The organism is Gluconobacter sp. OJA, from assembly GCF_039638325.1.
GTDB lineage: Bacteria > Pseudomonadota > Alphaproteobacteria > Acetobacterales > Acetobacteraceae > Gluconobacter > Gluconobacter cerinus.
This window is the reverse complement of the sequence record NZ_JBDIWI010000002.1, coordinates 439,761-463,945: the sequence shown is the minus strand read 5'-3', so window position 1 is coordinate 463,945 and position 24,185 is coordinate 439,761. Positions and strand designations below refer to the sequence as shown.

Here is a 24,185-nt window from a genome sequence, read left to right as displayed (position 1 = left end):
TTCAGCCTGCTGCCTGAAGCGTTACTTTCCGCTCAAGTGCAATACCTAGTGCCGTTGTCACAGCGTCTTCAGAGAATGTGACGCTCGTGTATGTCTGTCCGGCTTCAATGATGCCAGACAGGGTTCTGGCGGCGTGTAGCGCCACAATCTGTTGGGCCATGTCTTGGGTGGTGGACTGGACGAGGCCACGCAGACTGTCCGGAAGCGCCAGTCCTTCTGCGGCCACGGGCGTCATGATGCAGGGCACGCCCGCAGATAGGCTTTCCAGCACCTTACCCTTGATGCCTGCCCCGAACCGGAGAGGAGCGACACTGAGGCGCGCTTGGTTCAGCACGCTGTCCAGGTTCTGGACATGACCAAGAACCCGGATGCGATCGCTGGCCAGAGCATGGATGCTGTCTGGCATCTCTGCCCCAACCAGAGTGCAGGTAATGGTCGGATCCATGGCCCACACTGCGGGCATGATGTCATGCACCAGCCACTGCACGGCATCGCTGTTTGGGGCATGTGCGTAGTTACCAATGAACAGTAGGCCGTTTCTGTCGTGGCTTGTGGACGATGTGCTGGCCGCAGGTGTTGCCCATGGAACCACATGCACAATGGCTTGCGGCAGATCTTTTCTAAGCTGGGCCGCTTCTGCTTCGGAGTGCGTCAGGACAGCATCCGCTTGGAGAGCTGCACGGTATTCCGCCACACGAACCTGATTGGCCTTCGCCATCAGTTCCGGTCGGCCCTGCACTGCAGCCTGACGTGCCAGACGCAAGAAGTGAAGGTCTGCGACGCTGTAGAGGACGTAGGCTTTTTGTTGGTTACGGCGGACGAGTGCCATGTAGCGCGTCGCGATATCTTCACGGTGCAGATACACGACGTCGAAGCTGTTCAACTGGCGACGTAGAACGTCTTCGACGGACGCAAAGAACGGGAGTCCCTGCACCTTTACACTCGGCAGTGAGTCCAGAGGTGCGGTCATGTACATTTGGTCAGCGGCTACGAAACAGACGTCATATCCCAGAGTTTCGAGGGCCATCATGTGAGACAGGATCGCCTGCGACCCTGCATCCCGCTTGGCATCGGGGCGAAGACTGTCAATGACGAGTGCGCGCTTGCGTTGCGTGGTGGCCTTCGTGGGCATTCCCCGGCGACGGCGCGTGGCATGAAGAGACTGTTCTGCCAGACCACTCACGGCCAGCGCACGGGACTGTCGGAGTTTTTCCACCTGCCCGAGGAGGAAGGACAGAACCTGATCGCCAGACTGTTCGTCAGCGGCGGCAGACACAGCGCGGGCTACAGTCTGCTCCATATCCGCGTCGAAGGCCGTTACGGGTTCCAGAACCTGTGGCGTGCCCAGAAGTGCACCGTCCTCTTCCCGACGCACTTCCAGAACATGGCGTGTGAGGGGGGAGAGGCCGCCGGGCAGGATCACATCGAAGCCGCAGAGCAGGGGCCGTCCGCTCTTGGCAACATCGGGGCGGCGACCGTTCGCCACGATGGAAGCGAGAACCACACCGTTATCGACAATCTGCAGCGTCACGACATCTTCGGAGTCAGCAGGGTTCGTCGCCCAGCCGGAGATGCGATTGCGTGTAGCGATGTCGATGAAGCCATCCAGAGGGGCCACTGGCGACGGTGATAGAACAGCCTGTGGAATTTTTTGCTCCATCTGGTCCATCATCCAGGGCGTGTTGCCGAGGGGAGCATGATCGGTGGCGCGACGCACTTCCAGAACGTGACGATCCAGCGGAGACAGACCGCCTGGAATGTCAAATCGGAAGCCACAGGCTCCACCAACATCTGGCCTTGCCGTTGACGTAGTGACTTCGCCGAGAACAACCCCATTATCAAGGATCTGAAGACGAACGGCGTCAGTGCTGCCCGGAACGCGTGCCCATCCTTCAATATGGGTGTGGGTTACGACGTCTAGGAAGCCTTCCAGAGCGCCCGTTGCCACACGTGTTTTCGTCGAAAGAGCGTTCAGGCGCGTCCGGATAGTGGCTAGTTGAGCGCCTTCTTCAACACGCGGTGCGCAATAGCGGGCCTGAGCCTGCGCTGCTGCAGGATAGAGCGCATCATACTCAGAGGCATTGTGGAACATGCCGCGAGAGCTGTCGTCTACAAAGGTTTCAGATTCTGCACCGTTCGCGAAGATAACGTCGTGGCTTTCCAGCTCAATGTGGAAATAAGCCACCTCATCCATGCGTTCTGCCTGAAGGATGCTCGTGCCATTGACCAGGGCGACTGCGGGGATCAGGACCCCGTCCAGATACATGGCGTGGAGCGGCGAAACGGACAGGTCCTGCTGGGGCAGATTGTTGCCCAGAGAACCGCTCCGGAAAATGACTGGCAGGATGTCGCGGTTGCCATTGGCGAACGTACCCGAATAGCTGCGGCGACCGATCCAGTGAATAGCCCGCAGACCGTTCGAGCGGGTCTGAACTAGGTCACCGATTTCAAGCTGCTCGACGGGAATTTCCCCGCGGTTCGTCAGGATGAGCGTGCCACGGCAGTAGCAGGGCGTCCCTTCGGCCAGCAGGAGTGTGCCGCCTGTACTGTCAGACTGAACCGTGAAGAAATCAGCGGCGTAATCGCTGTCGAGAGCAATCGTATAGGTGTCTGTGCCGTTGGAAATTTCCAGCGTGGAAGGATCGGTGAGTGTTGCTGTTGTGCTGCTGGACCAGGCGAGTTCCGGTAGATCCACTTTTGCACCACTGGCAAGATGGATATTCTTGGTCGTGCTGCCGGCATAAAGTGCCAGACGGCTGCCATCACCAACGCTGATGTTCGAGGCTGTGCTTCCGCTGTGAACGGCAGCGGTCTGACTGTTCGTCAGAGCAACATCGGACAGAGCTGCGCCGCTTGTGGCGCTGTAATCTGTCATTTCCAGCAGGGTCAGGGACGGATCGTGATCCGATTCACCATCCAGCTGCCCTGTGTTGATATGCAGGGTCTGGAACTGGCCTGCATTGGCGAACCCGTCCGTGCCGATGGTGTGATCGAGGGACTGAGCGTTACCTTCGTAGATGTAGGTGTAGCGGTTGCTCGCGTCTTCCTTGGTTTCCATGTCCGTCAGGCCAGCGTTGGTATAGACCTGATTGGCGTCGCTCCACGCTACGTCATTGAAGTCTCCGAGGATGCCGATCTTGGCGGTCGGATCGTTCGAAAGCTGGTTCTGGACGTAGTTCGTGATGTACTGGGCTTGCGCGATACGGTTGTTAACCGTCGCCGTCGTGCCGCCATGGTTTACCGGTGGCTGGGTCGCGCCATAAAGCTCCGAACTTCCAGCCTGGGAGGACAGATGCACGTTGATGAGCGTGACATCCTTCCCGTTGAACTCGAAGGTTCCAACCAGTGGCAGGCGGGTATTCTTGAACGTGCCGCTCAGTTCCTCACTGCCAATGGTGGTAACGGGTTCTTTCAGCGTGACGCGGTCTGCGTTGTACAGGAACACGCTACGGATGTTGCCGCCCGTGACGCCGCCCTGCGTGTTATTGGCAGGATCAACCTGAGCCCAGGAATACGTTGGGCCGCCTGCATCTGCGATTGCCTTGACCAGCGCTGCGAGGTTTTGCTCGGCGCTAACCGTACCATCGCTGGTTGTGCCACTGTCGTCTTGGATTTCTTGAATGGCTAAAACGTCAGGATTATCGAGGTTCTGCACGATGATCTTGGCAACCTGCGCCAGACGGTCTGCATTGGCCGGATCAAGAGCGTTGAAATTCTCGATGTTATAGTCACTGACGAGAAGATTCTGCTCGTCCTTGTGGAAAGTCGTGACCGGCGCAGGCGTTTCCGTGTGAATGACCGTGACCTGTGTGGTCGGGATCAGTTCATAAACGCCGTTGTAATAGGTTAGAACACCTGTGATATCGCCAAGCTTGTCTCCCACCTCGGCACTGATGGCAGAGCCAGGGGTGACACCGCTGTCGTAATAGATTTCGACGCGCTGGGTATTGATGCTGCTCTCGGTGCTTTGAAGCGCACCGGTGGGTGTCAGGAGGCCATTACCATTATCAGGCACGACCCATGTGGCATTGGACGCGGTGGCGCCGGTCGCTACGACATCATGCAGGGTAATGACCTGACCGATGAGGTTACGATAGAAATCAAGAGCGTTCGTATCGGGGCTTAGAGACGCCGTGCTCTTGTTAAGATCGATCGCCTGCTCAAGGTCTCCGAGGTAAGATGCGGCTGGAACCGTCAGGCCACCCTGACCAATGACCGTCGGAGCAATCTCTGCGTAGGTCGCGCCCGTATCGGTGTAAGAGACCAGATTGATCTCTGGCAGCGTGAGGGATTTGCTCCAAGAGGTGCCGGAGTAGTTCGTGACGGTGCCGGTAATGGTAACGGTTTCACCCACGGTCGGAAGGGTGGCTGTCTTGCCCGCATAGACAAAGATGCCCGTGCTGCCGATGCTGTCCTTGTCTTTGCTGGCCTGCTGAACCCAGAAGCCGATGCTGCCATTCGTATCGATTGCCGTGACGACGCCAGTAGTTGTAACGCTGGCACCCGCATACGGGCTGTAATAGCCGACGCCATTGATCTGCTGGATCGTCAGGGTTTGGGGCGTGGTGCTGGTTCCGCCAGACGAGCTTCCGCCTGTTTCCGATCCGGTGCCAGTGCCACTCCCGGTATCGGAGCCCGTAGAGCCTCCCGTACCGGTATCAGAGCCACCTGTGTTGGTGCCTGTTCCTGAACCGCCTGTAGCGCTCCCGTCATTGGCGGCTCCTGGTGTGACCAGAACCGTTCCTGCAGCGGCAGTGGTTACGTAGCCTTCGATACCAGCCAGTGAGGGGTCATCAATCGCCCAGTCGGAGGCGCTGTTTGTGTCCGTTCCATCAGGAATGCGGGAGGCGCCGGCAATCAGTTTGCCTGTCAGAACCGGAGCGCCAGCATAGGTCGGATCACCGCTGCCACCGTCTGAAACAGCAATGGTATCTCCAATTTCAGACCAGGGCGTGGAGGTGAACGTCCCACCATTGGCGGTATCGAGATCATCGCCAGCCTTGCCGGTGAAATTCTTGACCAAAAGGACAGTTTGCGTGCCGTTCTGCAAAGCATTCGTCTGGTATGGCGTCACCCAGTAGCCAGCGCTGTTTGTTGTTCCGAGCTGAAAAACGTTGTCAATTTTTCCCGCAACGCTGCCGTCACCATCAACAACGATCAGTGACCATTCACTGTAATCTGTGTCGGCGTCCCCTTTGACTTCAATAAATTCGTTCGGATCTCCCGATGCACTTGGGTTGAACATGAATTCATTGATCAGAAGATTGGACGTCATCGGTAAATACCCTGATTGGAATGGTCTTGTTCAGAATGGTTACTGAAAGGTTAAAAACCATTTCTCTGTGTATGTAATAAAGAGTCAATAAGGATTGTTTGAATTTTTCAAATAATCACAAAACGTTCACTTTATTTCGTTTTGTGTCATGTCTTATGCTTGTGACGAGCAATGCCGTGTTGTCAGAAAGCAGAACATCCACCGCTTGATGGATGAGGCGTGCGGCGTCACATTGCGGGGATGCAGATACGTCTTCCCGATCAGTCCTCGACCGAACATCTTGCCGCCCGAATCGCCGGGCTGTGCGCTCCGGGCGATTGCATTGCCCTGTCAGGCGGTCTGGGGGCCGGGAAAACTACCTTTGCGCGGGCATTTCTGCGGGTTTTGGCCCGTGATCCGCAGATGGAAGTTCCAAGCCCGAGCTTTGCACTGGTTCAGCCTTATGACACGTCTGCCGGGCCTGTTTTCCATTATGACCTATGGCGGCTGGATGGGCCGGATGCGCTGTATGAACTGGCTTGGGATGAAGCCTGTGAAGGCATCATGCTGGTGGAATGGCCAGAGCGCGCTGAAGATCTCCTCCCTGCCAATGCGCTGCATCTGACGCTCACCTCTGGCGCGACAGAGGACGAACGGTTTGCAGAGCTAACCGGCTGGCCGAACGAGCGCCTGAGCGGGATTGCGCTATGACCGTTGTGACGATTGCCGGTACCGAACCATTTCTGGATCGGGTCGCTCATGAATGGCTGAAACAGGACCCCGCTGCCAGAACGGACGGTCCGGGCCTGCTGCTCGTGCCGAGCCGTCGTGCCGGGCGTGCGTTGATGGAAGCGTTCCTGCGCGTGCTGGATGGCAAGGCATCCCTTCTGCCGCGCATCGTTGCGATCAATGACGTGGATGAGGAGGCATTGGCGTCCATCGGGATTGATGTCTCGCTGCCTCCTGCGCTTGAGCCGCAGAGACGGCTTGCCGTGTTGTCCATGCTGATCCTGCAAACGCCTATTGTCAGTGTCGGAGTGGACAAAACCAAAGGCATTGATCGGGCATGGCCTCTCGCCAAGGCGCTGGCGGACCTGATGGATGAGGCCGAGCGCAGTGGTGTCGATCTGGCGAAAAGCCTGCCGGATGCTGTGGAGGAACGTTTTTCAGAACACTGGCAGCAGACGCTGAAATTTCTGGAAATCGTAACTACGATCTGGCCAAAATGGCTGGAGGAAGAAGGTCTATCGAACCCCGTTGCCCGTCAGGTTGCGCGTCTGAAAGCGCAGGCGGCAGCGTGGCAGCATGTCCCACCCCATACGCCCGTTTGGGCGGTCGGGTTCGCGGATGGGTCCGCAGCGGTTTCAGATGTGCTGGCGGCGGTGGCGACGTTACCAGCTGGTCTTGTGATTCTGCCGGGTGTTGATCTGGACCTGCCTCAGGCAATGTGGGACGCGCTTCCTGCGTCACACCCACAGGCAGGTCTCAGGGAAATTCTTACGGATCTGGGGCTGACACGCGAGGATCTAACGGACTGGGACGGCGGCAGGGACCGGGCCAGAGAGCGTCTGATGCGTGGCGTCATGCTGCCGGAACAGGGGATTACGGCCTGGGGGCGGGATCTGAACCCGCGTAATATTTCAGGCCTGTCTCTGCTGCCCGCACAGGATCAGCAGCAGGAAGCGCAGTCCATTGCATTGATCCTTCGCAATGTGGTGTCCGTCCCCGGTCAGACCTGTGCGCTTGTGACGCCAGATCGCAGTCTGGCCCAGCGCGTCGGGACCGAACTTTTGCGGTTCGGGATTTATGCCGATGACAGTGCCGGTGAGCCTCTGGCGCAGACGCCAGCCGCCGTCTTCCTGCGCCTGATCGCCACGGCAGCCGAGGCTCAGCTTTCCCCGGTGGCTCTGCTTTCTGTTCTGAAGCACCCTTTGGCATCTCTTGGGCGAACACCGGGTAACTGTCACGCCTCGGCCCGTCGGCTAGAGCGTCTGTTGTTGCGTGGACCCGCTCCCGCACCGGGGATTGCAGGTCTTAAGGCGGCGCTTGAGACTTATATTCAGAACCAGCGTGATCCGGACCATGGGGCAAGCGCGGATGCTCCTGATGAGCCGGAAGGACCAGCGGCATTCATCGCCCGGATTGAAGCCGCTTTCGAGCCTTTGCTTGGCCTGTCTGGCGCGGTTCCACTCCCTGAATTGCTGGAAGCCTTGATTCATACCGCCGAAGCCTTGGCCGCGACCGAAACAGAACTGACCGCAGAGCCCGAAGAAGGACTGCATCCGGGCGGGCGCCTTTGGATGGGGGACGATGGTGAGGCGCTGTCCCGCCACTTGGCCGCTTTGATCCAGCATACCGGCATCCTGCCTCCCCAAAGGCTGGCGCATCTGGATTCCTTTTTGAATACATCTATGGCCGGGCAGATGCTAACGGGCCTGCGTGCGCATCGGGGCGGTGTGGAACTGGCCCATCCGCGTGTCACCATTCTCGGTGTGCTCGAAGCGCGTCTGCTGGCGTTCGATGTGGTTGTTCTGGGTGGATTAAACGAAACGGTCTGGCCGCCTGCAACAGATCCGGGGCCATGGTTGAGCCGCCCGATGCGGACGCGTGTTGGTCTGCCATCTCCCGAACGACAGATCGGCATCAGCGCTCATGATTTCGTCTCAACCGTGCTGGCCGCTGGAGAGGTTGTGTTTTCCAGTTCCGCCCGGCGTGACGGTGCACCGGGTGTGCCCGCCCGCTGGATGGTGCGAATGGAAGCATTCCTGGGCGGGCGAGGGCAGAAGCTGCCTGTGCATCCCGCGCTTGAATGGCAAAAGGCTATGGATCAGCCGCTGGATGGTGCGGAAACCGTAGCCCCCCCTGAGCCAAGGCCACCTGTGGCACTCCGTCCGCGTCGTCTGAGCATCACGGAGATCGAAACATGGATGCAGGACCCGTATGCCATTTACGCCAAGCATGTTCTGAAGCTGAAGGCGTTCAAGCCGCTTGAAGAAGGCGCTGAACATGCTGATTTCGGCATGATCGTGCATGAGGCCATGGATCGCGTTCTCAAGGACTATCCGGATCGTTGGCCGCAGAACGTAGCCTCATCCCTGAAGCGCGCGTTTGCAGAAGAGCTGGCCAAGGCCAATATGCGACCTGCGCTGGTCAGTTGGTGGAGCCCAAGGCTGGAGCGCATCGCGGACTGGGTGGCCGTACAGGAGCGGACCCGTCGAGAACAGGAACACGCCGTCGCGCGGCATATGGAAGTGTCTGCGTCGTTCAAGATCGAAGCTGCACGTGCACCGTTCGAACTGCGCGGTAGGGCGGACCGCATTGATGTTGATGAAGACGGCAAGGCGACGATCTTCGATTACAAGACCGGCTCTCCGCCCACCGGCAAAGCCGTGGAAGGTGGATGGTCCGTTCAGCTTGTTCTGGAAGGGGCATTGCTGGCCAAGGGCGCTTTCGAAGGCGTTCCGGCTGCCGAAACGAAACAGCTTCTGTACTGGCATCTGACCGGCGGCGATGATCCGGGGAAAGAGAGCGAAGTCCCGAGCCGGAAATCCAGCCTTGATGCGGCTGCCCTGATTGGTGAGGCCATGGAAAAATTACGCGGCCTCATTGATGAGTATGACCAGCCTGATCAACCCTATCGCTCCCAGCCCTGGGCCGGGCATGTGCCACGCTACACGGATTACGCGCAGTTGGCACGGGTGGATGAATGGCGCGCGGCCTATGCTGAAGGAGACGATTCATGAGCGAGACGCGCAACCGCGCTGACGTCATTGCGGAAGCTGATCGCACCCAGCTTGCCGCGTCTGATCCGATGGCGTCCGTCTTCGTGTCCGCGTCTGCCGGATCGGGCAAGACCAAGCTGCTGATTGACCGCCTTCTTCGTCTGATGCTGCCCCTTGAAGTAGAAGCAGATGATGGGTCGATTGTGTTGGTCGAAGGGGCAAATCCGTCCCGCATCCTGTGCTTGACCTACACCAAAGCCGCCGCCGCCGAGATGGCCAATCGTCTCCAGTCCCGGCTTGGTGAATGGGTGTCGCTCCCGGATGAGCGTCTGGGCCGGGAACTTGAGAAATTACGTGTTCCCAACACGGACGAGACGCGTCGTGCGGCCCGGGCGCTGTTCCTGAAGGTTCTGGACCTGCCGGGCGGTCTGCGGATCGAGACGATCCATGCGTTCTGTCAGTCTCTTCTGCGTCGTTTCCCGCTTGAAGCCTCCGTCGATCCGCATTTCACCCTGATGGAAGACACAGATACGACGCTGGCGTTGCGTGAGGCCATGGAAGATGAACTCGCCAAGGCTCCGAAAATCGTGGCTGAAGTGGCGGGGACCATCGGGATTGATCGGTTCTTCCAGCGGATCCGCGCTCTGAACATGCAAGAAAGTCGCGTCCGTCCCCTGCTGGATCGTTGGCAGATGCTGCCGGATGCTGTGCTGAGCGCCTATCGGGGAGCCCTGAAAGCCGGGCAGGAGGCTGCGTCTGATCTGGAAGGGTTGATCTGTAAGCCTCGCAAGGAAGCGGAATTGCGGGCCGGACTTCAGGCGGCGCTCGGCGTTGTCACGGCCGCTGCGAAGCCCACTGTGGAGCAGATGCTTCTGTGGCTTGGGACTCAGTTGGAAGACCGTTCGGCCCCCGTCTGGAGCAAATGTCTGCTGACGGACAAGGGCACCGTGCGGCAGATGAACCGCATCGTCAGCAAGAAAGCACAGGACGCCGTTCCTGAGATCGTGCCGCTCTTGGAAGAGGAAGGCCAGCGCCTGCTGGACCTGACCGAGAGCATTAAGCGTGCCGTGCTTCTTTCCCTGAACCGTGCGCTTCTGTCCCTTGCCGCGCCGATGCTGTCCAGCTTCCGAGAGGGCAAGGCCGCGCGTGGACTGGTGGATTACAACGACCTTATTCAGGAAACGCGGAACCTGCTGGAAGATCCAGGTGCGGCCTGGGTGCTCTACAAGCTGGATGGCGGTATCGACCATCTGCTGCTGGATGAGGTGCAGGACAATTCCGGGCTTCAGTGGGAAATCGCCGGGGCTCTGACATCCGAGTTCTTTTCCGGTGAGGGTGCATGGGAACAGGGGCCGAGACCCCGCACCGTGTTCGCGGTCGGCGACTACAAACAGTCCATTTATGGTTTTCAGGGCGCTGACCCTGAACAGTTTCATAGCTGGAGAGCCGAGTTTGCACGCCGCGTTCAGAATGCGGGTCTGCCGTGGCGTGATCCGGATCTGAACGTCTCGTTCCGCTCCGTCACGCCCGTTCTGTCTTTTGTGGACGCGGTCTTTTCTCAGCTGAATGCCGCACATGGCCTGCTGGAGCAGGGGCAGGAGACGCTTCTTCCCCATGTATCCGCACGTCCGGGGCAGGGTGGGCGCGTTGAACTCTGGCCGCTCGTCCCTGTGCTGGAAGGCGAGGATGATGATGAAGGTCTGACGCCCTGGCAGGCTCCGAAAGCCAATACCGGCCAGCGCAGTGCGCCGCAGCGTCTGGCGGAGGCGCTTGCCGGGTGGATTGATCAACAGATTGGTCGTTCGCCGCAACCGGGACAGGCGCCTTTGAAAGCGGGCGATGTTCTGATTCTCGTGCCGCGCCGTTCGTCCTTCCTGCGGTCTTTGATCCGGGCACTAAAATCGCGAAATGTGCCGGTGGCGACACTGGTCCGTGTTGGTCTGACGCAGCAGGTGGCCGTTCGCGATCTCATGACGCTCTGTGCTGCACTGCTTCTGCCACAGGACGACCTGACGCTGGCGGCAGTGCTGACCTCCCCACTCGGTGGGCTGAGTGATGACTCCCTGATGGCGCTGGCGACAAAAGACGGTCGCGCTCACGCCCTTGGCCCGAAAGGCCAGCCGCTCTGGACTGTCTTGAGGGAACGTCATCGGGAGCGTGCGGAGTGGCAGGCGGCATGGACGATGCTGTCCGCGCTTTATGCACGGGTGGATTATGCCACGCCGTACCGCCTGCTGGCCGAAGCCCTTGGCCCACATGGTGGGCGCACAAGACTGCTGCGTCGTCTCGGGCCTGAAGCGGCTGAACCGGTGGACGAACTGCTGACCGCTGCCCTGCGCTACGAAGGACTGCACCCCCCTTCACTTCAGGGGTTTCTGCATTGGCTGGAAGCCAGCGAGATCACCAGTAAGCGCGAAGCGGAAAGCGAGACCGGGGCTGTCCGCGTCATGACTGTGCATGGATCGAAGGGATTGCAGGCCCGTTTGGTCGTGATGCCGGATACGTTGTCCCGTGCGCCAGCCAGTGGAGACTTCCTATGGGAAGAAGCCGCCGGGCTGGACCTTCCGATCTGGGTGCCAAAGAAAGATGCCGGAACGGATGTCACGACCGCCTTGTCTGCCCGGGATGCAGAGAAGGCGCGGGCGGAAAACAACCGTCTGCTCTACGTAGCTCTGACGCGCGCCAGTGACTGGCTGGTGATCTGCGGAGCCTCCACGAAACGTCAGCCGGAAGACACGAGCTGGTATCGTCAGTGTCAGGCCGGGTTCGAAACGCTCGCCAATGCGCGATCCGAACCGCTGGGACTGGGGTGGGACGGAGACCGTCTGGTTCTGGAAGAAGAGCGGAGCGTGGCTCCTGCGCCCGATGCCGCGCCGCAAATCATCGCGCCCATGCTGGACTTGCCGGTCTGGCTAGGTCGTGCGCCCGACTGGCGCGCGGATGTTGCACCGATGGAAGACGCCTTGACCCGGCCTCTGGCGCCGAGCCGGCCGGATGGCGCGGAGTTTGGCGAAGTGCCCGCAGCCCGCTCCCCACTGGAACTTCTGGCGGGGAGGCCAAAGCCCGTCCGGGAACAGGCCATGCGGCGCGGCACGATGATCCATCGCCTGCTTCAGCTTTTGCCGGAAGCGCCTTCCGAAGACCGGCTTGCGCTCGCAACCCGCTGGCTCTCCAGACCTGCGCTCGGGCTGACAGAGAACGAGGTCGAGCGTCTGACGGATCAGGTCATGGGCGTCCTGCATCATCCGAATCTCGCACCTCTGTTTCAGGCAGGTAGCAGGGCAGAGCAGCCAATATCGGGCATCAGTGAGGCGCGCGTGGTTCTGGGGCAGGTGGATCGTCTGTGGATCGGCGACGGAGAAATCTGGATCTGCGATTACAAAACGAACCGTACTCCCCCGATTCGCGTTGAGCGCACACCCGTGGCCTATGTGCGACAGATGGCGGCCTATCGGGCTGTTCTCCAGCAACTGCACCCCGATTTTGCCATTCACTGCTCGCTGGTCTGGACGGAGGGGCCCTCTGTGATGGTCCTTCCAGATGAGCTTCTGGATCGTGTACTGGAGGGGTCTTGATTTAATGGGCAGGCTCTTGCAGTCCTGACCAGAGAAGCCGATATCGGTTTACAGAAACACGTTTCATCACAAGGAACACGTCCATGAGCGCAAATACGGTTGCCGTTACGGATAGCAGCTTTGAAACAGACGTCCTGAAGTCTGACGGCCCTGTTCTGGTCGATTTCTGGGCAGAATGGTGCGGTCCGTGCAAGATGATTGCCCCAGCGCTCGAGGAAATTGGCGCTGAGTATCAGGGCCGCCTGAAGGTCGCTAAGGTCAACATCGACTCCAACCCGGAAGCCCCGACGCAATACGGCGTCCGCAGCATCCCGACGCTGATCGTCTTCAAGGACGGCAAGCCGGTTGCACAGCAGATGGGTGCGATGCCAAAGAGCCAGCTCAAGGCCTGGATCGAGAAGTCCATCTGACCTGACAGCGATGCGCTGTTTATTGTCCCTCATTCAGGGACAGTGGGGGCGTGGTCAGAGGCGATTCCTTTGTGTAGGATCGGGCCATGCGTCCGAAAGCCTCTGATTTCCCACCCCCCGTCATCGTAACCTCCAGTGAGGAGGTTGCACGGCTCTGCAACAAGCTGAAGCAGGAGCCGTTCGTTACCATCGATACGGAATTCGTTCGGGAAAAGACCTACTGGCCCGAGCTCTGCCTCGTGCAGCTTGCTGGTGCCGAAGACGTCGCCGTTATCGATACGTTGGCACCGGGTATTGACCTGGCTCCGCTAGGCGAACTCCTGGATGAGCCCGGATGCATCAAGGTTTTCCATGCCGCACGGCAGGACCTTGAAATCTTCCTTCATATTTTCGATCGGCTCCCGCAGTCCCTGTTCGATACACAGGTTGCAGCGATGGTGGCCGGGTTTGGCGATCAGGTCGGCTATGACAGCCTCGTAGGGGCCATCACCGGCAATGCGATCGACAAGGCGCATCGTTTCAGTGACTGGTCAGCCCGTCCTCTGACGAAGGCCCAGATTGCTTACGCTGCAGCAGATGTGACGCATCTTCGCACGGTCTATCTTGCGCTTCGCAAGCAGCTTGAAGATGAAGGTCGCCTGCGCTGGGCTGATGCTGAACAGGCTGTTCTCACGTCCGAAGAGACATTCCGCCCTGATCCGCGCCGTCTTTGGGAAAAGCTGAAAGCCCGCACGAATAATCGCAGAATGCTTGGTATCCTGCGCGAGATAGCAGCATGGCGTGAAAAAGAGGCGCAGAACGCCGATATTCCCCGGCAGCGGGTTATTCGGGATGAAAGTCTGCTCGAAATTGCTGCGATCAAGCCGGAAAACGTTGAGACGCTAGCGCGTGTCCGGGGTGTAACGCGCGGCTTTGCTGAAGGACGTATGGGGCAGGGGCTTCTGGAAGTCGTTCGTGTCGGTGAAAACCTTCCGGAGTCCGAACTGCCCAAGCCACCGTCCAAGTCTGATCGTGGACGGCCATCAGCGGCACTGGTTGCGCTTCTTCGGGTGCTTCAGACAGCCAAGTGTGAAATGCACAAGGTCGCGCCGCGTCTGGTGGCGTCTTCCGAAGATCTGGACCGGATTGCGCTTGGTGAGACAGATGTCGGTGCTCTCAAGGGCTGGCGTCGTGAAGTTTTTGGGCTGGATGCGCTGGCGCTCGTACGTGGCGAGATCGCACTGGCTGTCGTAAAGGGATGTGTTGAGCTTCAGCGGGTTGCACCAGACGGTGAACTTGCGGACGCGTGACAAGCACCTTCGACGCGGGCATGACTTTCTGGTAAGGAACGTCACCCAAAAGATTCCGGTCCTGTAAAAAGGGTCGGCGGGTAACAGGATAGTGGGCCAAGACAGGCCCGGATGCGCGACAGAGGAACGATATATGGACTGGACGGACGAGACGATCGCCAGACTTCGCGAGTTGTGGAGTCAGGGACTTTCGACCGCCGAAATCGGCCGCCAGCTTTCCATCACGAAGAATGCTGTTGTTGGCAAGGCGCATCGCCTTGGCCTGCCGCCCCGCCCGTCACCCATCCGGAACCGCAAGGTCAAGGATGGCGAAACGCCGTCAACGGAAGTGCCACGGCGCAAGCCCCCCACCCGGAAGGCTGCGGCACCTGCCGAAGCAACTGCTGACCTTTTGGGGGACAAGGTAGATGCCAAGGCCACCCCAGCCAAGGTGGATGCGCCCAAGGCTGCTCCTGCAAAGGCAGCAGAAACTGTGGCGGCCCGTCCTGTGGTTGCTCCAGTTGCACGCGCAGCTGCGGTTCCACCCCTGAAGGCTGAAGCGCCCGCCAAGCCGCCTGCTCCGGAACCTCGTGTGGCTCCGCCGGTCCGTCCGGCTCCGCCGCCGCGTTTTACGGCCAGCATTGATCGTCCGACGCGTCGTGGGCCGTCCTGCTGTTGGCCGATCGGTGATCCGGGCACCCCGGGGTTCCATTTCTGTGGCGCAACCCCTCTGCCGGGTAAGCCCTACTGTGCGGAACATGCGGCCATCGCCTACGTCAAAATCCGCGATCGTCGCGATTAAAAAAAGCCGTCCAAATGGACGGCTTTTTTATTGGCTATTTCTGGCCATCCGTCTGTTCAGGGATGGTTCGCCAGATCTCCCATTGGCAGGGAGGGAAGTTGCCTGTCATGGCCGAGGCCGGGCGTCGAAGGTGCGGTGCCCGTGAGGTTCTCGAACTGCTCCGGATGCTGTGATGCCGTGACATCCCCAACAGCCTTCGGGTGATGCAGATTATCATACTGGAGCGGCGCGATAGACAGCGTCTGGTCCATGGTTGGCAGGGCCTTCACGGACCACCCGCCACCCAGACTGCGGATCAGGTCCACATCTGCCGTATAAAGGCGCGTGGCGACCTCCACCTGATGGATGCGGCTTTCCAGTGTGTTTTCCTGACTGAAAATCGCTTCCAGGTATGTGCCAACCCCACCTTGATAAAGGGTCATGGTCATATTCTGGGTGTCGAGATTGGCTTTGACGGCCTGCTCCAGGGCAGTGTTTTCTTTGGAGAGGCGTTCAGTCCGGGATAAGCCATCTTCGACTTCGCGGAAGGCATCAAGAACCTTCATGCGGTATTCGTCGCGCGTTTCCCGGTATGCTGACCACGTTCTCTGGAGTTCCGCCCGACGCAGGCCACCATCAAAGAGCGGCATGTCGAGGCTGGCGCCATACGTCCAGAGTGAATTGGCCAGGTTGGCCAGATCGAAGCCATTGGATGCGAAGCCGCCGCCGAGCTTCAAAGCGATATGTGGGTAGAATGCCGCACGGGCAATGCCGATTTCCCGGTTGGCCTGCGCCATTTCGCGTTCAGCTGACGCAATGTCGGGCCGACGTTGCAGCAGTTCGGAAGGCACGGTGGTTGGGATGCTCGGCTGGATGAAGCTGAACGTCTGAACCTGCGGAATATGGAACGCCGATGGAGACGAGTTGGTCAGAACGGCAATGGCATGCTCCGTGACCTGACGGGCAGCCTGAATATCCAGCTGAGCAGCCTGCGTGGTGTAGAGCTGTGCCTGAGCACGGGCGAGATCCAGACGTGGGGCTGCCTGGTTCTGAACCTGATTTTCCGTGATGGTGACAGCCCGCTTATAGAAGGCGATGGACTGTGAGTAGATCGCATCCTGTGCGTCATAGCCGCGCAATTCGATATAATCGCGTGCCAGTTCAGCCTGGGTGCTCAGGCGTGCCATGGCGAAGTCTGCCGCGCGTTGCTGGGCAAACTGCTTCTGGGACCGAACGCGGTTCCGGATGGACGACCAGAAATCCGGCTCCCAGGACACGAGCCCGCCGTAATCCTCTTCTGTTTGCGTGAGGGTGGCACCATTGCGGAACAGACGGTCAGCAGACTGTTTATTGTCTGACGCACCGGCTTCCAGGCTGGCATGGGGGAGCAGTTCGGACCGCGCCGCGGCTACGAGGGACCGTGCCTGAATGAAGCGTTCTGCGGCTGCCTGAATGTCCCCGTTGTCTGCGGTTGCGCGCTCTTCCAGCTCGTTCAGGAGTGGATCATGCAGCATGATCCACCAGTTTTCCGGAAGGAGCGTATCAGCAGGCGTGGCGACAGCGAACGGTGCCTGACCCTGCCAACTCGCCGGGACAACGAAGCTGGGGGCCTTGTAGGTCGGGGCGAGATCGCAGGCTGACAGCCCCAGAAGAGAGAGGGCTGAACCGCAGGCGAGTGAAAAACGGCGAAGGATGGGGCTGATCATTGGTCTTTCCCATAGCCTGACTGGTTATAGCCGCGCTGACCTTCCACGACATTGACCTTGTCGCCTTCCAGCACATCGGCTGGCGGGTTGGAGATGATGCGGTCTGTCGGGGAAATGCCATTCTGGATTTCGGTCGACGTATCGGCCATGCGACCAACGGTGACGTTCCGATAATGGACGCGGCTGTTTTCATCGACGACGGCGACCTGCATGCCTTTTTCCTCGAAGACGAGAGCACTGGTCGGGATTTCGTAGAGATGTGCGTCTTCGTTGTGGGATTTCAGGGCTGCAGAGGCGAAGGTGCCCGGCCACAGGACTTCATCCTTGTTCTCAAGCGTAAACTCGGCCACGGCCGTACGGGTCGTCGGATCGAAGCCGCGTGATGTCGTCAGGTAATGAGCTTCAAACGTGCGGCCACGATACTGGGGCACACTGATGGTTGCGGTCAGATCCGGCTGCAGAACATAGGAGAATGTTTCTGGCACGGACACGAACAGACGCAGCTTTTGTACATCGGCAACCGTGAAGAGTTCGGATGCGCCACCCGTTGAGTTCAGGCCGCCGCCGCCATTGTTGACGTAATCACCGACGTTGATGTTACGGGCCGTCACGACGCCATCAAACGGTGCAACGATGGTCTTGAACTTCTCAAGAGCTTCGAAGTGATCGACGTTCCGTTGTGCTGCATCCACTTCTGCATGGGCAGACTGTTCGTTTGCGTTGGACACCGAGACGGACTGCCCTGAAACGGACTGAGACCGCCCCATGGCGCGCCAGCGCTCGGCCGTCACGGTGGCGAGGTGGTACTTCGCCATCACAGAGTCCAGATCTGCCTTGGCCTGCGCATACTGTGCATCAAGAGCAGGGGCATTGATCTCGGCCAGAGCGTCGCCGGCCTTCACGTGTGCACCGTAGTCCTTGTACCACATCTTCACGTAGCCAGAGACCTGCGGGTAGATCGGCGCCTGATACCAGGCATCAATCGTGCCGGGGAGCGTCAGGGCGACCTTTTCAGGTGACTGTTTGGGCGTGACGACCGCAACGTTCTGGATCGCGCCAGCTTCAGTGTCAGCCTTCAGTTCTGTTGCCGCATGGGTTTTTTCGACAATGATGAAGCCCACGTAAAGCGCGAGAACGCAGCTTCCCGCAATGGCGAAGATTTTCGGAGAGCTGGCCATTAGACAGTTTCCTTCTGACGCGAAGAACGATTGTGGAGGATGGCGTAAACGCAGGGGACAAAGAGCAGCGTAGAAATCGTTGCGACCAGCAGACCGCCGATGACGGCCTTGCCCAATGGCGCGTTCGTGGAGTTCGAAATGGCCATCGGGATCATGCCGACAATCATGGCGAGTGCCGTCATGAGAACCGGGCGGATACGGCCGAAGCCGGCTTCCAGTGCTGCTTTGAGGGCATCACCATGGATTTCCAGGCGTTCACGGGCAAACGAAACCACGAGGATGGAGTTGGCCGTGGCCGTTCCCATGCACATGATAGCGCCCGTGAGAGCCGGAACGGACAGACGCGTATTTGTCAGGAACAGAGCCCAGGCAATACCGCCCAGAGCACCCGGCAGAGCCGTGATGATAATGAACGGGTCAAGCCAGGACTGGAAGTTCACAACGATCAGCAGATAGATCAGCACCACGGAAACGCAGAGCCCGAAGACAAGCTGTGAGTAGGCCCCATGCATGGTGGTGGCTTGTCCGTGGACGTCGATTTCAGCCGAGCGCGGGACGTTATGTGCGTCGGCCGCCAGTACCTTTTTCACGCCGTCCAGAACGGAACCCATGTCCGTGCCCTCGACGTTTACGTAAATGTCCATCTCGGACATCGAGTTGTAGTGAGACACTTCGCCCGGTGTTCCGGCTGCGATCACGTTGGCAACGGCACCCAGAAGCTGCGGGTCGATGTTCTCTGTGTTGCCTTCCCCCTTGTCCACCGGAATGGTCAGCAGATCGCTCAGATGCGTCATCTGATCCTGTGAGGTGTAAAGGTTCAGCGGGAAGGTGACGTTGTCTTCCGGGTCAAGCCAGAACTGCGGGTCCACAACGGCTGAGCCCGACAGCGTGTACAGTTCGTTCTGGGCAATATCGGCTTCCGTCACGCCTGTTGCCTGACCAAAGGTCCGATCACCGTTAACCATCAGCGTCGGCGTGGACATGGTCTGCTGGATCGTGACGTCTGCAGCACCTGGAACCTGACGGATCTTGCCGATGATGTGACGGGCATAATCGTAGTTCAGCAGGGCATCCGGACCGGAAATCTGAACGTCAATCGGAGCAGAAGACCCGAAGTTCAGGATTTTCTGGGTCAGATCAGCAGGCTGGAATGTGAAGACCGTGCCGGGGAAACGCTGTGACAGATCCTTGCGGAGCAGCTTGCGATAGTCCCAGACAGGGGAGGCGTCATTTTTCAGGGCAATCGTCAGGTCGCAGTCCTGCGTTCCGACGCTTGGTGTGGGCATGAATGCCTGATTGTGAGGGCCTTCTGGCAGGCCGCAATCAGAAATGATGCTTTCAACCTTGCCTGCCAGATCCTGATGAATGCGATCATCCACGAGGGCAGCGATACGGCCAGCAACCTCGATACGCGTTCCCAAAGGTGCGCGCATATGCATCTGGAGAGTGCCGGACTTCACTTCAGGGAAGAAGTCTCGCCCTGCGAAGGCATAGAGTCCGGTTGAGGCGATGGAGATCAGCATGAAGATGCCGACGAAAGCGCCACGGCGGCTGATGCAGCGCTCCAGCAGGCTGCCATAGCCATCACGGAACCGATTGAAGCGGGTTTCGAATCCGGCCTGGAACCGGCCAAAGAAGCCTTTGGGTCCAGGGTGGCTATGATCGGTTTCACCATGCGCGCCATGATGAACCTGTCCTGCCAGAAGATACTTGGCCATGGTGGGCACGAGTGTCCGGGACAGGATAAAGGACGCGATCATGGCGAAGATGATGGCTTCTGCCATCGGCATGAAGAGGTAACCTGATACGCCATCCAGTTCGAAGAGTGGCAGCCAGACAATGCAAATGCAGGTGGTGGAAACGAAGGTCGGGATGACGATCTGGTTCGCGGCATCAATGATGGCGAGTTCCAGATCCTTGCCCATTTCAAGGTGGGTATCGATGTTCTCGATCATGACGGTGGCGTCATCGACGAGAATACCGACAGCCAGTGCAAGGCCGCCCAGTGTCATCACGTTGATGGACTGACCCGCCCAGCCCAGCCCGATGAGCGCACACAGAATGGCCAGCGGAATGGATGTGGCGATGATGACTGTGGAGCGCCAGGAGCCAAGGAACAGCAGAACCACGATACCTGTCAGGAACGCGGCTGTGATCATTTCCTGAACGACGTCCTTGATCTGGTCTTTCACCATCACGGAGGCGTCTTCAAGGATCGAGACATGCACATCAGGTGGCAGAATTCGACGCAGACGCGGAAGAAGCGCCTTGGTCGCAGCCACAACATCCAGAGTGGAGGCGGTACCGCCCTTCTGGGTAATGACTTCTACAGCCTGACGTCCCTTCACCAGCACCAGGTTTGTCTGAGGATGGCCACCGCGATAGACGTCCGCGACGTCCCTCACATAGATGACCGCATTGCCAACCCGTTTGACGGGGATATTGGCGATGTCTTCCATGCTCTGCGGGGCTGCGTTGGTCTGCACCATCCAGTCGGTCGCATCGATCTTCTGATCACCGGCCGGCAGAACAATGTTCTGCTTGCGCAGGGCAGCCTGTACGTCCGCCGCAGCAAGATGATGGGCCCGAAGCTCTGCTTGGTTCATGGAAACCATGACAAAGCTGTCCATGCCGCCATTCGGGTGAGCCACGACGGCACCCGGAACGGTTGCGAGCAGCGGACGAACTGTAATTACGCCGAGTTTGAATAGATCGGACGGTGTTTGTTTGTCAGATGTGATCTGCAGGGCAATGACGGGAACCTGAGACGGGTTCAGGGCCATGATCATTGGTGCAGGCACCATGGGCGGAAGGCCCAGGAGCACTGTCTGCGAAATTGCCGTCACTTCTGCTTCGGCTTCCCCGATGGGCGTGCCGGGCTGGAAGTAAATATCTACAATCGACCGGCCATAGTAGGAGTTGGACTCCATATGCTCGATGTTCTGAACTGTTGTCGTAACAGCCAGTTCGAAGTTGTAGGTAATACGGCCAGCAAATTCCTGTGGCAGAAGACCTGGATAGGTCCAGACCGCTGCGACGACCGGAATCTTGATATTGGGGAATACGTCCGTTGGCGTCCTGAGGATCGAGAGGATGCCAAGCATCACAATCAGAATCGACAGGACGACGAACGTTAAGGGTCGTCTTAGCGCGGTGACAACAATGGCATTCATTGGTTGGCGCGTCCTGATGCGGTTTAGGTAGATGCGCCGATATACACATTATGTTGTAAAGTTAGATTTAAACTCCCATTTAATACAGAGATTTAATTAAATGCAGATTTAATCTGTTGTTTGATGCCGTAAATTCTATACGGCGTGTAATGAATATATATTTATTAAAAGCAAATTTATTATAGGAAAAATGGATTTGTATCGGAAGTTTTCTTTTCTGGTCATTATGTATACGAAAAAGCCCGCTCCCCAGTCATGGGAAGCGGGCTTTTCAATATATTCAGAGAAAGATGGAGGCTGGATCAGCCTTCAGCTTTTTCCTCAGCAGCTTCCGGAGCAGCCTTCGCAGGTTCCACGATCGGGGAACGTGGGGCGACGCCATCCGTGATCATTTCGAGCTGACCGGTGATCTGGCCACCATCTTCAACCTGCAGACGACGGCACTTTGCCTTGCCGATCAGACGACCGCTGCCGCGGATCGTAAGGCTGCCGTTGACAGTCAGGGTGCCGTCAATCGTGCCGGCAACTTCTGCATCTTCAACTTCGATCGCACCGCGGAAGACACCGCCCTGTGCAACAACGACTTCCGCCGCCTGAATCATGCTGGACTCGACAGTCCCTTCAACGACCAGACGCTCGGCATCCTGAACCGAACCCTGAACGCTGATACCACGGCCGACGACCAGCGTGCGACGCTCCGGACCCGTCTGGCGCGGTGCTCCCGGTACGCCTGCTGCACCCGGACGGGGCGCAGTTGCCGGCGTTGCGCCCGGCAGGTTGTTCGGGGATGGCGGCGCCGGGAAAGGGGTACGACCCATAGATGCGGGGTCCTTCTGCTGGTTGGGCTGAGGGCTGGCTGTTCCGGATCCGGACGCAGGAGTGGTCTGGCTGGAAGCATCCGGCCGGTTGGGAAAGATGGGCTGCCCGGCGAGCTTGCTTGTCTCGGCAGGCTTTGCGTCTTCTTCCGGTTTGCGTCTTCTGAACAAGGAAACCCCGCTACGGATCTGGAAAGAACAAGGACTATGTCTCGGCCGCTCGACACCGGACCTGCTGGTGCAGGGTTCGTCAGGAACGGCCTCTGACAAGGCTTACACGGTCACGCCCCGAACGGACAACCCGCGCTTGCGTGCAAATGTCATAATCTGACATGCGCAGAACAGGAGAGTGCATTCGTCCCGGGTGTTGGCGTGTTCCCAGAGGGCACCTATGATCGTGTTGATTTAATGGCGCAGATGGCGTCTTGAACGATTTTTTGCCTTTTTGTGAACTCTGGAGCCTTAATGTCAGCCCCCAAACACGATCTCCTCTGCATCGGCAACGCGATTGTCGATGTTCTTGCCTCTGTTGACCCCGCTGTCATTGCCGATCTTGGTGCAACTCCAGGCAGCATGACGCTCATTGACGCGGCAACCGCGCAGGACATTGAAAACCGTATTGCTGTTGAACGTGTTGCCGGTGGCGGTTCTGGTGCCAATACGGCGGTGGTTGCGGCTCGTATGGGCGCAAAAGTCTCTTATCTCGGCAAGGTCGCTGAAGACCAGGCCGGGACGCACTTTACACAGGATATCCGCGATCAGGGCCTGACTTTCCCGTCCCAGCCACTCGCTGCGTCTGAAAAAATTCCGACCGCGCGCTGCATCGTGCTCGTGACGCCCGATGGACAACGCACCATGTTCACCTATCTCGGAGCCTGTACGGAATTTACACCGGCAGACGTTCATGAAGAGACTGTTACGGATGCTGCCATCACGTACATGGAAGGCTATCTTTACGATAAGCCCCATGCTCAGGCGGCTTTCGAACATGCTGCTACGCTGGCCCGCAAGGCTGGCCGTCAGGTTGCTCTGACGCTGTCAGACACGTTCTGCGTTGGCCGTCATCACGCGGCATTCCGTGGGCTCGTTGCCGGTCACGTCGATATTCTCTTTGCCAACGAAGCCGAGCTTCTGGCGCTGTACGAAACGACTGATTTCGAAGACGCTCTGCGTCAGGTTGCTGCAGAAACTCAGCTGGCTATCGTCACGCGGAGTGAAAAGGGCGCTGTCGTTATCAGCAAGGGCGAGCGTCACGATGTTCCGACTACGCCAGTCAAGGTTGTGGATACGACCGGCGCTGGTGATGCATTTGCGGCCGGATTCCTTGCTGGCCTGAGCAAGCAGCATGACCTTGTGACGTGCGCGAAGCTCGGCAATCAGGCTGCGGGTGCCATCATCACGCGCTTTGGTGCGCGGCCGCAGGAAGATTTTACTCTGCGCGCCTGACGGCAATACGTGATCCGGGGAAGTTATTTCCCGGATCATCCCATAGCCCTACGCTTCAAAGATGTTTCTGGGCCAATCCTGACTGGCCGACTTCCTGAAGATAGGTCCAGAGTGCATCCAGATCGCTTTCCGAGATGGCACTTTCCGGAAAAGACTCCATGTGTTCGCTTGGCCACTTCCTGACCTGCTTCGGGTTGCGGATGATGGCCCGGAAGCCTTTTGGGGTTATGTACTCTGTTACCGGGATGGGCCGCCCGAGATCCGGTCCCATGCTTCCCTCGCCAACGCCCATGAGCTGATGGCAGGGCAAACAGTTTTCCGCAAAAATGACCTGTCCTTTTGCGGCGGGTTCACTCGTGCCAGACGGCAGCTCATTACTTGAGGATGGGGTTATGGCAGCGAGCTGGTCGACCCATTGTTCCTGCTTGATGATGCCAACTTCCTCCCCGGTCCACACAAGGGCAAATGGTCCAAGGTCATGGCCGTGAGGACGGCGTTTAGGCCATTCCTTGTCTTCAATGGCGATCCACGCAGTGACGTGATGTTTGCGTGCCTGTTCAAAGACACTCCTGGGAATTTCCGCCGTAAAAAGATCTGTGGCCTGAAAAGCCAGCGCATCATCCTGATGGATCAGCGCTGAAAGCGGGATCGCGGGAACGTCTGGTCCTAGAGGCTGCTTGATATGGGACAGATCGAGCCTCTGGGTTTCCGGGCGGTGCAGAAGCTCTTCAACGCTGAATTTATGAACGGTATCGCCGTCTTTGACGCTCAGAACTGTGGATGGATTAGCCCAGGCTGGTGAGGCTACAAGCCCGACGAGAAAAAACAGTCGTTTGAAAACATGCCGTCCGTTCATT

14 protein-coding genes are annotated in these 24,185 nt (G+C 58.6%); 8 read left to right on the top strand and 6 right to left on the bottom strand.

Going from position 1 to position 24,185, the window contains the following annotated elements; genetic code table 11:
* Position 1: 1 nt before the first annotated feature.
* A complete protein-coding gene (locus ABDK75_RS12525; protein WP_346006037.1) occupies positions 2–5,275 on the bottom strand; it encodes a Hint domain-containing protein in 5,274 nt (1,757 codons plus the stop codon).
* A 240-nt stretch (positions 5,276–5,515) separates the two neighbouring features.
* Here ABDK75_RS12525 and tsaE point away from each other — a divergent pair, with 240 nt between their 5' ends.
* The 6 genes from tsaE (at position 5,516) to ABDK75_RS12495 (ending at position 15,031) form a co-directional block, all read left to right on the top strand.
* Positions 5,516–5,965, top strand: coding sequence for a tRNA (adenosine(37)-N6)-threonylcarbamoyltransferase complex ATPase subunit type 1 TsaE (gene tsaE / locus ABDK75_RS12520; RefSeq protein WP_339406096.1), 450 nt, complete (start codon positions 5,516–5,518; stop codon positions 5,963–5,965).
* Positions 5,962–8,997, top strand: coding sequence for a double-strand break repair protein AddB (gene addB, locus ABDK75_RS12515; RefSeq protein ID WP_346006036.1), 3,036 nt, complete (start codon positions 5,962–5,964; stop codon positions 8,995–8,997). The genes tsaE and addB overlap by 4 nt, the downstream gene beginning before the upstream one ends.
* On the top strand, positions 8,994–12,551 hold the full coding sequence (gene addA, locus ABDK75_RS12510; protein ID WP_346006035.1) for a double-strand break repair helicase AddA: 3,558 nt from the start codon (positions 8,994–8,996) through the stop codon (positions 12,549–12,551). Before addB ends, addA begins: the two co-directional genes overlap by 4 nt.
* An 83-nt stretch (positions 12,552–12,634) precedes the next feature.
* A complete protein-coding gene (gene trxA, locus ABDK75_RS12505) occupies positions 12,635–12,961 on the top strand; it encodes a thioredoxin TrxA (protein ID WP_007283421.1) in 327 nt (108 codons plus the stop codon).
* Between the two features lie 86 nt (positions 12,962–13,047).
* Complete coding sequence (gene rnd, locus ABDK75_RS12500) at positions 13,048–14,250, top strand: ribonuclease D (protein ID WP_346006034.1); 1,203 nt, start codon at positions 13,048–13,050, stop codon at positions 14,248–14,250.
* Positions 14,251–14,383: 133 nt separating this feature from the next.
* Positions 14,384–15,031, top strand: a complete 648-nt coding sequence (locus ABDK75_RS12495; protein WP_211495828.1) for a GcrA family cell cycle regulator — start codon at positions 14,384–14,386, stop codon at positions 15,029–15,031.
* A gap of 56 nt (positions 15,032–15,087) precedes the next feature.
* On the opposite strand, the gene ABDK75_RS12490 is transcribed toward ABDK75_RS12495, so the two are convergent.
* The 4 genes from ABDK75_RS12490 to ABDK75_RS12475 form a co-directional block, all read right to left on the bottom strand.
* The gene (locus ABDK75_RS12490; RefSeq protein WP_099210985.1) at positions 15,088–16,716 is read right to left on the bottom strand and encodes an efflux transporter outer membrane subunit; all 1,629 of its coding nucleotides are present in this window, start codon (positions 16,714–16,716) and stop codon (positions 15,088–15,090) included.
* The gene (locus tag ABDK75_RS12485; RefSeq protein WP_346006033.1) at positions 16,713–17,894 is read right to left on the bottom strand and encodes an efflux RND transporter periplasmic adaptor subunit; all 1,182 of its coding nucleotides are present in this window, start codon (positions 17,892–17,894) and stop codon (positions 16,713–16,715) included. Before ABDK75_RS12485 ends, ABDK75_RS12490 begins: the two co-directional genes overlap by 4 nt.
* Positions 17,894–21,067: an efflux RND transporter permease subunit gene (locus ABDK75_RS12480; RefSeq protein ID WP_346006032.1), complete on the bottom strand. Its 3,174-nt coding sequence runs from the start codon at positions 21,065–21,067 to the stop codon at positions 17,894–17,896. Before ABDK75_RS12480 ends, ABDK75_RS12485 begins: the two co-directional genes overlap by 1 nt.
* A gap of 302 nt (positions 21,068–21,369) precedes the next feature.
* Entirely contained in the window at positions 21,370–22,053 is a 684-nt protein-coding gene (locus ABDK75_RS12475; RefSeq protein ID WP_249211332.1) for a polymer-forming cytoskeletal protein, read from the bottom strand.
* On the opposite strand from ABDK75_RS12475, the gene ABDK75_RS12470 reads away from it, so the two are divergent.
* Together ABDK75_RS12470 and ABDK75_RS12465 are read left to right on the top strand one after the other, a co-directional pair.
* The gene (locus ABDK75_RS12470) at positions 21,947–22,213 is read left to right on the top strand and encodes a hypothetical protein (protein WP_167386095.1); all 267 of its coding nucleotides are present in this window, start codon (positions 21,947–21,949) and stop codon (positions 22,211–22,213) included. The two genes, ABDK75_RS12475 and ABDK75_RS12470, sit on opposite strands and share 107 nt — an antisense overlap.
* A 134-nt stretch (positions 22,214–22,347) precedes the next feature.
* Complete coding sequence (locus ABDK75_RS12465) at positions 22,348–23,328, top strand: adenosine kinase (protein WP_064273562.1); 981 nt, start codon at positions 22,348–22,350, stop codon at positions 23,326–23,328.
* Between the two features lie 55 nt (positions 23,329–23,383).
* Here ABDK75_RS12465 and ABDK75_RS12460 read toward each other — a convergent pair whose 3' ends face one another.
* Positions 23,384–24,184: a cytochrome c gene (locus ABDK75_RS12460; RefSeq protein ID WP_237389806.1), complete on the bottom strand. Its 801-nt coding sequence runs from the start codon at positions 24,182–24,184 to the stop codon at positions 23,384–23,386.
* Position 24,185: the final 1 nt, after the last annotated feature.